The sequence below is a fragment of the Paenibacillus antarcticus genome, from assembly GCF_001637225.1.
Lineage (GTDB): Bacteria > Bacillota > Bacilli > Paenibacillales > Paenibacillaceae > Paenibacillus_AQ > Paenibacillus_AQ antarcticus.
The window spans coordinates 186889-201793 of record NZ_LVJI01000015.1; the positions used below are offsets into that span (position 1 = coordinate 186889).

14 protein-coding genes are annotated in these 14905 nt (G+C 40.9%); 3 read left to right on the forward strand and 11 right to left on the reverse strand.

The features are described from left to right. Positions 1 to 71 precede the first annotated feature (71 nt). The 5 genes from ptsP to PBAT_RS10865 form a co-directional block, all read right to left on the reverse strand. Entirely contained in the window at positions 72 to 1826 is a 1755-nt protein-coding gene (gene ptsP / locus PBAT_RS10845; protein ID WP_068649382.1) for a phosphoenolpyruvate--protein phosphotransferase, read from the reverse strand. Then, the gene (locus PBAT_RS10850; protein ID WP_068649384.1) at positions 1823 to 3709 is read right to left on the reverse strand and encodes a glucose PTS transporter subunit IIA; all 1887 of its coding nucleotides are present in this window, start codon (positions 3707 to 3709) and stop codon (positions 1823 to 1825) included. The genes ptsP and PBAT_RS10850 overlap by 4 nt, the downstream gene beginning before the upstream one ends. A gap of 141 nt (positions 3710 to 3850) precedes the next feature. Then, positions 3851 to 4279 carry a CoA-binding protein gene (locus PBAT_RS10855; protein WP_068649386.1) on the reverse strand — a complete coding sequence of 143 codons (429 nt, stop codon included), beginning with the start codon at positions 4277 to 4279 and terminating at the stop codon, positions 3851 to 3853. 143 nt (positions 4280 to 4422) lie between these two features. Next, positions 4423 to 5721 carry a 3-phosphoshikimate 1-carboxyvinyltransferase gene (gene aroA / locus PBAT_RS10860; RefSeq protein WP_068649388.1) on the reverse strand — a complete coding sequence of 433 codons (1299 nt, stop codon included), beginning with the start codon at positions 5719 to 5721 and terminating at the stop codon, positions 4423 to 4425. A gap of 58 nt (positions 5722 to 5779) precedes the next feature. Beyond that, entirely contained in the window at positions 5780 to 6292 is a 513-nt protein-coding gene (locus tag PBAT_RS10865) for a shikimate kinase (RefSeq protein ID WP_246168271.1), read from the reverse strand. A 187-nt stretch (positions 6293 to 6479) separates the two neighbouring features. Here PBAT_RS10865 and PBAT_RS10870 point away from each other — a divergent pair, with 187 nt between their 5' ends. Further along, a complete protein-coding gene (locus tag PBAT_RS10870) occupies positions 6480 to 6797 on the forward strand; it encodes a hypothetical protein (protein WP_068649390.1) in 318 nt (105 codons plus the stop codon). Here PBAT_RS10870 and gndA read toward each other — a convergent pair. The 3 genes from gndA to PBAT_RS10885 form a co-directional block, all read right to left on the reverse strand. After that, the gene (gene gndA, locus PBAT_RS10875; protein ID WP_068649392.1) at positions 6778 to 8190 is read right to left on the reverse strand and encodes an NADP-dependent phosphogluconate dehydrogenase; all 1413 of its coding nucleotides are present in this window, start codon (positions 8188 to 8190) and stop codon (positions 6778 to 6780) included. The two genes, PBAT_RS10870 and gndA, sit on opposite strands and share 20 nt — an antisense overlap. Positions 8191 to 8558: 368 nt before the next feature. Beyond that, complete coding sequence (locus tag PBAT_RS10880) at positions 8559 to 9155, reverse strand: hypothetical protein (RefSeq protein ID WP_068649394.1); 597 nt, start codon at positions 9153 to 9155, stop codon at positions 8559 to 8561. A gap of 469 nt (positions 9156 to 9624) precedes the next feature. Continuing rightward, positions 9625 to 10917, reverse strand: a complete 1293-nt coding sequence (locus tag PBAT_RS10885; RefSeq protein WP_338045645.1) for an MFS transporter — start codon at positions 10915 to 10917, stop codon at positions 9625 to 9627. 173 nt (positions 10918 to 11090) lie between these two features. Between PBAT_RS10885 and PBAT_RS10890 the strand changes: the two genes are divergently transcribed. After that, a complete protein-coding gene (locus PBAT_RS10890; protein ID WP_068649398.1) occupies positions 11091 to 12566 on the forward strand; it encodes an aminotransferase class I/II-fold pyridoxal phosphate-dependent enzyme in 1476 nt (491 codons plus the stop codon). Positions 12567 to 12655: 89 nt separating this feature from the next. Here the strand turns inward: PBAT_RS10890 and PBAT_RS10895 are convergent, their stop codons facing one another. The 3 genes from PBAT_RS10895 to PBAT_RS10905 form a co-directional block, all read right to left on the reverse strand. Next, complete coding sequence (locus PBAT_RS10895; RefSeq protein WP_068589520.1) at positions 12656 to 12976, reverse strand: DUF1292 domain-containing protein; 321 nt, start codon at positions 12974 to 12976, stop codon at positions 12656 to 12658. Between the two features lie 107 nt (positions 12977 to 13083). Beyond that, on the reverse strand, positions 13084 to 13638 hold the full coding sequence (locus tag PBAT_RS10900; protein WP_068649400.1) for a copper amine oxidase: 555 nt from the start codon (positions 13636 to 13638) through the stop codon (positions 13084 to 13086). A gap of 138 nt (positions 13639 to 13776) precedes the next feature. Beyond that, positions 13777 to 13968, reverse strand: a complete 192-nt coding sequence (locus PBAT_RS10905; RefSeq protein ID WP_068649402.1) for a hypothetical protein — start codon at positions 13966 to 13968, stop codon at positions 13777 to 13779. Between the two features lie 166 nt (positions 13969 to 14134). Here PBAT_RS10905 and PBAT_RS10910 point away from each other — a divergent pair, with 166 nt between their 5' ends. Further along, entirely contained in the window at positions 14135 to 14872 is a 738-nt protein-coding gene (locus PBAT_RS10910) for an MBL fold metallo-hydrolase (RefSeq protein ID WP_068649404.1), read from the forward strand. The last annotated feature ends 33 nt before the right edge of the window (positions 14873 to 14905 follow it).

Here is a 14905-nt window from a genome sequence, read left to right on the forward strand (position 1 = left end):
AAATAAAATTAGAACAGCCTCCTTTTATTCCACATGGGATATAAAAGGAGGCTGTTCTTTTATAAATATAATTATGGCTGTTCTATAGCCATAGAACGACTACTTCTGTGAGAATGATGGTAATCATTCAGCAACTGTTCAATCTCTGTATTCGTATGCATCTTTAGACATTCTTTAGCTATAAGCTTATCTTCTTCAGCAGATGTATTTAGAAGGCGATGTTTGATTCTAAGCAATGATTGTGGCGACATACTGAGTTCATGGACTCCGAGTTCGATCCATAAAGGAATAGACCTCTCGTCACCAGCCATTTCACCACACACACTTACTGGGATTCCTGCATGTCTTGCAGCTTCGACAGTTGACCGAAGCATACGCAAGATCGCTGGATGATAGGGATGGTACATATGAGCAATTTGTTCATTCATCCGATCAACCGCCAACACATATTGCACAAGATCATTGGTACCAATACTAAAGAAGTCACTTTCTTCTGCTAGCAAATCAGCGATCGCTACCGCTGCGGGTACCTCAATCATAATACCAACCTGAATATCACGGTTATAAGGAATTCCTCTTTCGTCTAATTCAGTCATCGCTTCACGAAGAAGTTCATTTGCTCCTCGCACTTCTTCAACCGATGAAATCATAGGATACATAATCTTCACATGACCATAATGACTTGCTCGCAAAATCGCACTCAGCTGAGTTTTGAATAGTTCCTTACGGTCTAGACTAATTCGAATGGCGCGATACCCAAGGAATGGGTTATCTTCTTCAGGAAGAGAGAAATAATCTAAATGCTTGTCCCCTCCGATATCCAATGTACGAATGACAACCGAACCGTCCCCCATCTTCTCTGCAACATGGCGATATACCTCGAACTGCTCATTTTCACTTGGGAACGTGACACGATCCATATATAAGAACTCAGTCCGAAATAGTCCTACCCCTACAGCTCCATATTTCAAAGCCATGTCCATTTCTTTGACAGAGCTGATGTTGGAAGAAAGATTAATTTGGATACCATCTTTAGTCACAGCTTCCACGGAGGCTAGAAGTTGCAGTTGCTCTTTTTTGTGCTGTTGTTTGGTGCGTATCTCACAGTAATGAGCTATCGTTGATTCGTTGGGATGAATGTACACATGACCATTGTCACCATCTACAATGAGCATATCACCTGTCTGAATGGGTGCTTTAAGATTATTCTCTAATCCACATACAAGTGGGATACCCATGGCTCGCGACATAATGGCGGAATGAGAAGTCTTCCCTCCGATAAGTGTGGCGATACCTAGTACATGTGAAGGGTTCAAATGCACAAGCTGAGATGGAGATAACTCCTTAGCAACTAAAATATAGGGTTGTGTATCCACGGGCAACGTAATCTCAGGAGCGCCAAGTAGATGTTTTAACAATCGATTTCCTACATCCTTAATGTCCAAAGCACGCTCTTTCATATACTCATCATCCAGTAGATCGAACATCGTTACAAAGTGGTCAATTGCTTCTTTTACGGCAACCTCAGCTGCTTTATATTGACGTTCGATGATACCTTGAATTTCATTCATAAATACCGGATCTTCCAATATAGCAAGATGGGCATCAAAAATACTTGATTCTTCTTCACCCACAACCTCTTTGAACTCATTTCTTATGAACTCAATTTCATGCTTAGAAGTACGTATTCCTTCGTACAGTCTTTCAAATTCTTTAGCTAGATCTATGGCTTCCAATCGAGATTCAGGCAAATCCCATTCCCAACTTGGAAGAACAAATGCTTTACCTATTGCGACCCCTGCTGCCGCTCCGATGCCTTGTATCATGATTCATGCCCTCCAACGTTCCTGTCGTGTAATACAACAGACATCACGGATGCCTGCCCTTTCTTAACGCCTTTAAAAGGAGCAAAGCTCCATGATTTCACTAGTTGCGGATTGGTAATGACCATCGGAGTGGCCAAAGATGCTGCATGCTTGCGAATATATGCTAAATTAAATTTGATGAGTAACTGACCCGGAACTACTACATCCCCCTCTTTAACTAAGGCTTGGAAATCTCCGCCAGTCAGTTGGGATGTATCAATTCCGATATGAAGAAGAACTTCAAGCCCTTCAGGAGTCGATATCCCAATGGCATGCATCGTCGGATATATGTGAAGAATCGTTCCAAAGACCGGCGAGACTAATTCGTCTTTTTCAAGTATAAAAGCTACACCGTCGCCTACTAGCTTGGCTGCAAATATATGATCTGGCACCTCAGCAATGGGCAACATACGTCCCTGCACTGGCGCACAGAATAACACTTGAGGCAAGTCCCTCTGCATAAGCTTATTAACTTCCTCACGAATTAATTCTGAATACGTTCCAAACACAACTTGAACATTGCCACCGCCCAACTTCATCGAACCTGCGGAACCTAGAAGTTTAAGTGCGCTGGTATCAATAAGCCTATCGTTCTTCACCGTAAGACGAAGACGAGTAACACAAGATTCTAACCGCACAACATTTTCCTTACCCCCAAGAGCTTCCAGTATAAGTGGCGCCTGATAAGGAATATTACCCGCCCAATCTTCTAATGTTGATCCTTCTTCGCGTCCCGGTGTTGGGATCCCAAATCTGTGAATGGCCCATCTAAATAACACGTAATATACCACGCCATACGCTAATCCAATAGGGATCAGCATCCATGCGTTATGTGATAAATGAAAATTGAGGATATAATCAATGACCCCCGCAGAATAAGAAAATCCATGATGAATGTCTAACGCATACGTTATCCACATCGCTAGTCCGGACAATATGACGTGAACAATAAACATATAAGGAGCAACAAACAAAAATGCAAACTCAATTTGCTCTGATACACCTGTGACGAAACACACTAAGGCTGCTGTTAGAAACGTCTTTTTAATTTTAGGCTTAAGGTCCTCACGCGCCTCGTGAATGATAGCTAAAGCAATACCCGGCAATGCAAACATCATGATTGGAAATAACCCTGCCATAAATGAGCCCGCTGTGGGATCGCCTGCGAAATACCTTGGCAAATCTCCTTGCACTATACTTCCATCTGGCGTAGTAAAGGTACCCAATTGGAACCAAAACACGTTATTCAATAAATGATGCAGACCAAATGCGGTAAGAATACGATATATCATCCCATATAAAAAGAGTCCAAACCCACCTAAATGAAGCATCAATTGCGTAAGTTCATCAAGACCACGTTGTAAAAAGGGCGCAATCCCTAGCATAAACCATGAGAATACAGCGGACAATAATCCCATAATTAGCAAAACAAATCGTGATCCACCAAAGAACTGAACCACTTCCGGAAGCTTGATATGTTTAAATCGATTGTATAATCCACCAGCCATCATACCAAAAAGAATTCCGATTAACGTAGATGGCTGAATGCTCCCATCACTAAAATGCCTTGTGACCTGATCGTAAATAAACATGCCGGACAGCGCAGCAAGCCCTGCCGGTCCCGCTTGATTAGCAAGTCCCCAAGCTACTCCTACCGCAAAAAAGTAGGGTAGGAAGTAGAAAATCCCTTGACCTGCCCATGTACTAACATCACCAATGGATGGAAGTCCCCAAACGTCCCAAGGCAGACTACCTACACTAAGCAGAATCGCCGCTGCAGGCAACACCATCGTAGGGAGCATGACCGCTCTTCCGAGCTGCTGTAAAGAACCCAACCAATTCAAGGTGACACTCCCCTTTCTCCACACGATCAACTGCAAATGATTCTTCATTCATCGTTGATCCTATGTACACTAAATCGTAAGCCTTGATTGTCATTTTGTCAAAAACAAAAAGAAGACCTCGAAAGGTCGTCTTATTTCCGATTATGAATTCCTTAAGGAAATAGCATCTTCAACTTTAATACATCGATCCATAATCGCAATCATATCATTCTCTTTAGCGATCAGAGCGGCTTCTTCGCTAATAATCCCCTGTTGAAGCCATAGCACCTCAGCACCAATCTCTGCTGCTTCACGTGCTACCTGAGCACAATACTCACTACGACGAAATACGTTTACAATATCTATTTTGTCTGGAATGTCATGAAGTGACGCATAACATATTTCACCAAGGATTTCAGTCCCACTAGCAGCAGGATTAACTGGAATAATACGATATCCTCTTTGTTGCATCGTATAGGCAACAATATACGAGATACGATCTGACTTATCAGACAGACCAACAATCGCAATATTTCCAGCCTGTTTCAGTATTTGACCTATTTGTTCCTGTGTTGGGTTCATAAATGACATGTTTCATCCCCATTTCTTTAATAGGTTGTTCAAAAAGTCATCATTTGATCACGAAGTATACCAAGAAGCTTATTCGGCCTCATAAGCATGCACCTCGGTGCTGAAAATTTGACTTTTTGAACACGCACTTTAGGCCTATTGGTCTATAAAGAATCTACCCATTCCACCTGTGCTCCAAGTGCCTTCATATGATCAAAAAACTGCGGGTACGATTTAGCTACATGATGAGCATCCTTAATACGAATAGGTTGTTTAGATCTCAATCCCACGATACTCAAAGCCATAATCACGCGATGATCATAGTGTGCATTAATCTCCACACCACCTTCAACTCCTTCAGGACGTCCATGTACAATAATCTCAGCCTGACGTTCCTCTACATTAGCACCCGCTTTACGAAGCTCCGCCAAGTAGTCTGTGATACGGTCACATTCTTTATACCTTAAGTTCTCAACATTATAGAATCGTGATGTTCCTTCAGCAAATACAGCTGCTGCAACCATAGCTAGTACCGCATCCGTTGCTGCATCTCCGTCAAACTCTATAGCTTTTAATGTTCCATTACCTTGTACATGAACGATATCATTCTCATGGGTAAGTGGAACTTCCATCATCTTCAATACATCTACAATTGCACGTTCACCTTGCTTACTTGTAGCAGATAAACGTTCTACAATTACATCAGATTGTGTGACAGCCGCTGCTGCTAGTATTGCTGCTGACCCTGGATAATCGCCTTGGACCGTGTATGTCTTCGCTTCATAAGATTGTCTACCGGGAACCCGGAACACCATATAGTCCTCACTAGCATGAATAACAATTCCTGCCTGTTCAAGAACTTCGAGTGTCTGTCCAACAACTACTTTAGACTTCAAATCGCCTAAAACTTCGATTTCACTGTCTTCTTCCAACAGTGGCGTTAGAAATAGTAACGCACTTAGATATTGAGAGCTAACCTCACCAGATACCTTGATCTTGCCACCGATTGGATGTCCTCCACGAATGGTAATCGGCAATCGTCCATCATTGTGTTCGACCTCAACTCCCAATTGCGACAAGGCTACGATTAGATCATCATGAGGTCTTTTACCTAGAGAATCTGGATATGTATTCACAAAAGTAACATCTGAACAGAGCGATGCAATTCCCATCAAGAAACGTAGAACAGCGCCTGCATTACCAACATTCAATTCTTTAACATCTTTTGGATGTTTGCCAAACCCTGTAATAATAGCTTTCTCATCATCTTCGATAAGTGTCGCACCAAGGTCCTGAATACAGCGTCGCATAGCATCACTATCTTCACTGTGAGCCGGGAAATACACAGTGCTCGTCCCTTCAGCTAAAGCAGCTACAAGTAAGTACCGAGTTGTATAGTTCTTAGAAGACAAAGCCCCAATGTTCCCTTGTAGCTTGGGGGTTGGATTAACGATAACATCCATGATTAAATTTGCTCCTTTACTTTCATATATTCCGAATAGTCCACCATTAGAAACAGGCTTAGACGCGGTAATGTGTTAAAATCATTTCGCTCACTTGTTCCGCAGAAAATAACGATGTGTTCACTGTGTAATCAGCGAAAAGGTAAGCATTCTTCCGTTCTTCAAGAATCGTACGTATTCTTTCTTCTGAATTTCCAGCTAGTAAAGGTCTCAGTCCATCGCCTTGTACCCTTGAAGCAATGTCTTCTGCTTCAGCTGTCAAAGCAACAACCCATCCTCCGCGCTTCATCAACTCGCAATTCTCTTGATTCAGTACAGCTCCCCCACCGGTCGCTATCACCTGACCCGTACCCGAGAGGACTTGCTGTAATATCGCTGTCTCCGCATTGCGAAAGTACGCCTCACCCTGATTGGTGAATATGGATGCGATACTGCTACCTTCGTGTTCCTCCAATGCTGCGTCGAGATCTACCAGATCATATTCTAGATGGTGTGCAAGCCATTTACCTACGGTAGATTTGCCCGTCCCCATCATCCCAATCAGGATTATATTTTGTTGTGATTGGCTCAAAATTTCACCCTCAGTTCTGCCTTATATCTTGTACTAGAAGACTTTCTATTGACTCATTGTTCCAATCATACCACAGCCCTAAAAGTTTCGACAATGATACATATAGAGAAGATTCTATTTCTGCTAGAGTTCCATATACTAGAATAAGAATGAACAGTTAAATAGATGAATAGAGGTGAGTTGAACCATGCATGATTCCCAGAGTCATTCGAGCGCAAGCTTAAGACGAATTGAAGAAATCTGTGATGTGCGCCATATGTTATGTCGCGATGATATCATGTGGGTTCTTCATTATGTACAACAAAAAGTGGCTCAAGGTGATCCAGCACTGCTGGAACTCCCTAAGCCACGTTTACTTCGTAATTTCCAATACTTCGGAGAAGTCAGCCTGTTACTTCTTAAACGACCTGGACTAAATTATCTTGAACAAGATAATATTCGTCAATGTCTCATGGAAGCCATGCATGGCCTAATTCCCGCGAAACCTATTCTTCCATCCAGTTAAAGTGAAAACTACCTTCTTTATCTAAACGTTTGAATGTGTGTGCGCCGAAGTAATCACGTTGTGCCTGAAGAAGATTGGCTGGCAATCTCTCTGTACGATAGCTATCGTAGTAAGCAAGAGCACTTGCAAATCCAGGTACTGGAACGCCTTGATTCACTGCTGCTACTACGGTTTGACGCCATGCACCTTGATAGTTCTCCAAAATATCTTTGAAGAATGGATCAAGCAACAAATTCTTCAACTCAGCGTTGTTCTCGTATGCATCCGTAATGTTCTGCAAGAATCGGGAACGAATGATACATCCACCACGCCAGATTTTTGCAAGGCTACCATACTTCAAGTCCCATCCATACTCATCAGAAGCTGCACGTAATTGTGCGAAACCTTGAGCATAAGATACGATTTTACTCGTAAACAAAGCTTTGCGAACATTCTCGATGAACTCAGCTTTATCCCCTTGGAAAGGTTCAGTTGCAGGTCCGTTTAGAATTTTGCTAGCTTCTACACGTTCTTCTTTCATAGCAGACAAGAAACGTGAGAATACAGATTCAGTAATCATGGACAATGGCACACCAAGATCAAGTGAGCTTTGGCTTGTCCATTTCCCTGTACCCTTTTGTCCAGCAGAATCAAGAATAACATCAACCATTGCCTTACCTGTTTCGGAATCATATTTCGAGAAAATATCAGCAGTGATTTCAATCAAATAACTGTCCAATTCCCCTTTGTTCCATTCCGTGAAGATTTCTTGCAATTCCTTAGCATCAAGATGTAAGACATCTTTCAAGAGCTGGTAAGCTTCACAGATAAGTTGCATGTCACCATACTCAATACCGTTATGCACCATCTTGACATAGTGTCCAGCACCGTCTGGTCCAATATATGTACTACAAGATTCGCCATCTACTTTAGCAGAAATCGCTGTTAGGATCGGTTCAACAAGAAGGTATGCACTCTCTTGTCCACCTGGCATGATTGAAGGACCTTTCAAAGCTCCCTCTTCCCCACCGGATACACCTGCTCCAATGAAACGGAAACCTTTATCTTCAAGGTCTTTACTACGACGAACTGTATCAGGGAAATAAGCATTCCCTCCATCGATGATGATGTCACCTTGATCAAGATATGGTAACAACTGCTCAATCGTTGCGTCAGTAGCTTTACCTGCTTGTACCATGATTAGAATTTTACGAGGCAGTTCAAGTGATGCCACAAATTCCTCAACGGAAAAAGATCCGGTCAAATTTTTACCTTCAGCTTCTTTCAGAAGGTCATGTGTTTTCTCTGGAGAGCGATTATATACTGAGACTGAAAAGCCTCTACTCTCGATGTTTAGAGCCAAATTTTTGCCCATTACAGCAAGGCCAATGACACCTATTTGTTGTTTTGCCATTTGGTTTTTCATCCTTTGCTCCATTTATTTTTAAACAATTTCACTCATACCCACTCTATATATTAACGTGTTTACGCAAAGAAGTGAACCCCTGTTCCTAATTCTCAAGTAGAAACGGCTATGCCATCCTTTTCAAAGACGGTACCCGTTTCAGCGGAAATATAAGGAATAGAGTATCAATATAGAATGAACTAAAGACGATACCCTTTCATGAATTTCTTAAGAAATGATTGAATATGGGAGCACAAACTTTAGTTCAATCTATCAAGTGAAAATTATACTTTCTTATATTTCAACATGATAAAACACCTCGCAACGACCGAGGTGTTCATCTCAGATGTTTTTCTTATTGTAAACAAAAGACGTATTTACCATTCAAGTCTCATAAGTTCACGACTTAATTCACGGAGTCGTTCTTTACAAAGTTCAATTTCTACAGTATCGTTGGCCTCCATCGCCTCATAAAGTTTATCTAATTCTTCATCCACTTCGATTCTTCGCAATTGTATGCGTAAATCCCCTTCCAACGAATAGAACATCTTAGACATTTCTTGTTCGGTAAAATAAGTTCCCTTCTGAAATAGCACCCGTTGTTGAAAGCCCGAAATTTCCACCAATCGGATCACTTCCCCAAATAGTATATTTTCTATGAGAATCTGTCTGTCTTTAAATCGTTTCACAATCGCATGTCCTCTTGTATCTTCAATTAATTTCTCCATCCAATCAGCAAGCTTAGCGTCACGTATGATGTAATCGCCTACCATCTTATATCCGCTTCGCGTTCTTATAAACCTTAGCTTAACTAATTTCCGTCCGGTTCTAACTGAAATAATAAAGAGTGTTTCATTTTCACTCCAATATAAGGAATACCCTTCTTGAATCAACTCTTTGATCAAGTCTTGAATATGTCGCCGATTAAATCGAAGCTCCAGATTACAGTACTCTACTTCATAGCTCTTGTTCAAGGCACTCCCTCCTAAACTGGATATTATAACAAATGGTATTAGAATGATGCCGCGAATACTAAGGGATCATTTGCTTGATATATTTTATACTTTATCTTATGTAACGGTAACTTGGTTTATTGACTATTTTTACCCTTAATAAATTCTGGATAAACCTGTCCAGCACGAAAAAGAGGAAGATCCTGTAACTTGATCCCCAAATAGGTTAGTTATATTATGATATTCTGAAACGAATTGAACGAGCACCTAGTCCTAATAAATTACAGTTTGCTAAGCAATTAAATTCTGATCCTTCAACGATTTAAACTTAGTACCCGATTATTTCTACTGAACTTCGGATCATCTTGATCCTAAAGGAACGCTTAATACCGATACGACCCCAGATGATCCATTCTTTAGAACGCTGAGGATGACTTAAAGTCATCCATACCACATTGGAACAACTCTTACCTGTGTATAAAATGTCCTTTTAGGAAATCACCTTTATCTTTGGCTGTGATTTACGGGTTAATAACAAATGAACGACAAACAGAATAACCATGACCACGCTACTTGCTATGAATGGGGCTTCGTGCCCCATAACATCCCATAACCTTCCCGATACAATTGGCCCTACGACCATCCCAGATCCTTGTAACGTCAGGAAAAACCCCCATACAGCTCCGCGTTCACCCTTAGGTACCAAATGAGATACATACGTATTCCATCCCGGTAAAATAAAAGCATAACTAATCCCAATAAGAGCTACAAATGTAAATACAAGTGGTACGGAGTGTACCATTGAGAATATAGAAATCGATACTGCTGCAAGTAGAAACCCACAATGCAAGAATGGTGCTGTACCGAATCGGTCAATTAATTTCCCACAAGGTATAAGTGCGATCACTGTAATCCCCCCTCCAGCGATCAACAAAAGACTATACATATTCGGTGAGAATCCTAGCTCATTCTGAACATAGAGGGTAATTACGGGGGTTAATATCCCAATGACAAACGACTGTAAAAATAGAGCTGGATAGACGAGCCAACTCACATTCAATGTATGTTTCACTTCATATAATGTTTTCTTCACACTTTTTATTAACAGTACAATCTTAGCCTTGATCAACAAGAATATATTTGCGTGGCGTACCACTTCCACCGTCGTATGCAGATTAGCACTCTTCGCCTTTCCTGGGAGAAGTAACGCAACGAGTACTAGCACGATACCACAACCTATAAGTACTAGAAATGATGTGTGATAATTAGATCCTGTCCGTTGCATAAGAAAATTCATCGCAATAGGACCTGCACCTATCCCCATTAATGAAGCCATCTCAAGTGCTCCTATCGCCGTACCATTGCTGTTATTTGGACCCGATATTTCCGTTACCCCTGTCATCGCACAAGGCCAAAGTGGAGATGTACCAATTCCTAGAATTAAGCAAGCAATAGCGAGCCATACTGGTGCAGAGGTGAAGGCAATAATCACAACGGCGATGACTGTCATCAATAACGCACCTGACATGATCTTCTTATAACCTAAACGTTCTGCTAACCATCCGAAGGGACTTCTAAAGAGGTTATCCCCAACATATTGCAGTGAGAAAGCTACACCCACGCTCCACGCCGTTAATCCAAGTGAGTTCTTCATGTAGATAGGCAATAACGAAACTAACAATGACCCCTTCATGAACTCAACTAAAAAAATAATGAGCATAAGCTCAATAAAAAAAGGTGATCTCAATTGACGATTGGAGACTTCTTTCGAACTTAGTGTCAAGATTATCCCATCCTCTTCTAAATGAAACGTTCAATTATACCCTTCATAATCTAGCTTTATTATAGATTACCCAATTACTTATGCATTTTACCACTTTATCAAAAGCTTGCAATCCCGTCCTGATTTGCTATACTCAACTTTGTATTTTAATACAGGAAGGTTGTGAGTGATTCATGAACCATAGCAACACGCCCCTTTTCACAGCACTTAAGAATCATGCTGCTAGCAATCCCGTACAGTTCCATATTCCTGGACATAAGAAAGGTCGAGGAGCAGATGAAGAGTTTCGGCAATTCATAGGGGATAACGCCCTTTCCATAGACTTAATTAATATTGCTCCATTAGACGACCTACATCAACCCACAGGCGTAATAGAAGAAGCGCAGGCACTTGCTGCCGATGCCTTCGGAGCTGATTATACCTATTTTAGTGTCCAAGGTACAAGCGGTGCTATTATGACCATGATCTTATCTATATGTTCTCCTGGAGACAAGATCATCGTTCCACGAAATGTACATAAATCTATCATGTCTGCTATCATTTTTTCAGGAGCTAAACCTGTATTTGTCTCACCAGCTCGCGATGAGAATCTCGGTATTGACCATGGTATCACAACAACGTCTGTACGCAGAGCTCTTGATCGTCACCCGGATGCCAAGGCTGTCCTTGTGATTAACCCGACTTATTATGGATTATGTGCAGATTTAAAGGAGATTGTTGAACTTGCTCATAGTAGACATGTTCCTGTGCTTGTAGATGAAGCTCATGGTGTTTTGATTCATTTCCATGAGGATCTTCCGATGTCCGCTATGGAAGCTGGTGCTGATATGGCTGCCACAAGTGTGCATAAATTAGGTGGATCCATGACTCAAAGCTCAGTTCTTAATCTGAATATAAAGAATGGATTCGTAAATCCACAGCGCGTTCAGACCATTATCAGCATGTTGACTACAACCTCAACATCCTATATTTTACTGGCATCATTAGATACTTCTAGACGTAATCTTGCACTGCATGGACATGATATCGCGCAGACGGCCATTGATTTAGCACAATATGCACGTGAAGAAATTAATAAGATGGACGGGCTCTACTGTGTCGGCAAAGAAATTCTTGGTGGAGAAGCAACACATAATATTGACCCTACCAAGCTTACGATCCACGTTCGTCATCTCGGAATCACTGGATATGATACGGAGAACTGGTTGCGCGAACATTATAATCTAGAAGTTGAAATGAGCGATATGTACAATATTCTCTGTCTTGTTACACCAGGCGATAAGGAAGATACCATTGAAATTCTTATTAAAGCATTACGTGAATTATCTGACACCTATTTCTTAGTCAATCAAGCTCACGAATTGATTGTTAAAATCCCTGAGATCCCTCAACTATCTCTTACACCTAGAGAAGCATTCTATGGAGATACAGAAGTCGTTCCATTTAGGGAATCTGCTGGACGAATCATCGCAGAATTTATTTATGTCTATCCGCCAGGGATCCCCATTCTTCTTCCCGGAGAAGTAATATCCCAAGATAACATCGATTACATCATTGATCATGTCGAAGTAGGTCTCCCTGTAAAAGGGCCTGAAGATCGTTACATTCACAATGTTAAAGTAATCGTCGAAACCGATGCCATATTCTAAACTAATCATCCATTAAGATCATAAAAAAGCAGCTTCCCTACCTACTTAAGGTATGAAAGCTGCTTTTTCTTTTAAATATCAGATAGAATCTATTCCTGCGATGCTGCGAGCAGCACATTATATACTTCTTCCACAGCTTTCCACTCTTCTTCATCTTCGATATTATAAAGAACCATTTCCTCGTTCTCTTCTTCCATACGCAGAATAATTCCGTCTGCTTCAGGATTTTCGCGTTCGAGTAATAGAGCATAGACCTTCTCGCCTACATCAAAAGTCTCTACAAGAACCATTTCAACGTCGTTGCCTTGCTCGTCAGTCAAAGTCAGGACAAACTCCTCTTCCTCACTACCATTTTCATGATCATGACCGCAGCCGCAATCTTCGCCGTGTACGTGTTTATCTTCGCTCATATAAATACCTCGTTTCCAGTTGAATTTTAATACCTTTGGTATCGTAACATGGAAGGCTTTTTAGGTCAATTTCAGCAATCATATTCAATGTAAATCATACCGTTACATTAATTTAAAGCTGTAATGACTTTTTGAGAGACCAATTCGAATTCCGAATTTTTAGACAATTTAATAAAGAATCCTATCGTATATTTACCTGACGTTTTGAAATCGTATGTAAAATCATCCGTACGGAACCAGAAATTATCCTTCGAATCACTTTCTAATTCCTGGGTCTGAATATCCTTCTGGACACCTGATGGATCAGTGATCGCCACTTTCACTGCTACAACGGAGTCAACTAAATTATCCACTTGACTAAATACGTTGAATTTCAGCTTCCCTTTGTTCACATTGCCAAATATGGTATCGCCCTTGAATAAAAATATATGTACATTCGGTTTCAGGAATTTAACTTGATTATTCGTTGGGATCCAGTTCACAAGTCCTTCAAACGAACGAATCGGTACGTAGGTCTTACCATCTATGATATAACCACCTTCTTGAACTTCGTGCCCATTCACCCAAAGGCGGACTTTCTCATTAACTGAATCGGCAAACAATAAAGATCCTCCCATAAGGGACAAGACAAGTGTACTCATTACAATTTTTTTCCACCTCATAATTATACGCTCCCTCCATACTATTCCATTCATGCTGACTTAAATATATACTACAAATAAATCGGCAAGTTGCGGTCTACCGGGTCCATATGCCAAATAAAACCTGCAGAATGCAATTCCGCAGGTTTTTCTTAATTATTACGCACTCGGCTTGGTTAGAATACAAGGGATTCCCTTTCCACTTGCGCCCGGAACTCTCATTCTTTCTCTGTAATCTATACCGTCTGCACAAGGTGTCTTACACACTTCACATACTTGCGATGTCACAAGTTTCATTTCTCTTCTTACCTTCTCGGTTTTAGGTTGAACGGGTTTTTTAGATTTAACCACCATGTCACCTCATTTGCAGATGTGTATCTTCACAGTATTGTATGAGGATTCCATGCATTGGGAACTCTGGTCTTATATAAATTTAGGGAAAGAAACCTGTTGGTCGATCATAATGAATGATATATTTAAAACCAGAAAGTTAACTTAAGTCAGGAGGTTATTTATCTTGGGCCTACAGCTTCAGATGTTAGGAACCGGAAGTGCATTTGCTAAAAATTACTACAATAATAATGCGTTACTATATGATGGAACTTTTACTCTCTTAATTGATTGTGGCGTAACCGCTCCACATGCACTTCACCGTCTAGGTATGTCTTTTAACGATATAGATGCCGTATTAATAACCCATATTCATGCAGATCATGTTGGTGGACTTGAAGAACTAGCCTTCAAGACCAAATTCACTTTCAAACGAAAAATGATTCTATATATAACAGAAGAACTCGCTCATTCGCTATGGGAACACACGTTAAAGGGTGGATTATATCAAGAAGGTGAAATATCCTCATTAGATGACATATTTGAAGTACGCTTCCTTCAACCGTTGAATCCTCAATCCCTAACGGAACTTATTACAGTAGAGCTATTACCCACAAACCATATCCCAGGTAAAGCAAGCTACTCTTTGTACATAAATGAAAGCATCTTTTATAGTTCTGACATGACATTTGAACCCTCTTTACTGCTAAATCTGGTACAAGAGCGCGGTTGTAGAACTATTTTTCATGAATGCCAATTAAGCGGTCCTGGAGAAGTTCATACCACGCTTCAAGAACTTCTAACACTCCCTGAAGATATCCAGAAGATTACCTATTTGATGCATTACGCGGATGATAAGGACGATTATCTTCATCAGACGGGTGATCTGACTTTCTTAGAACAAAATCTGATCTATGAACTATAAAAAAGCCAGCGGTTGATTCCCATGTGGGGTCAA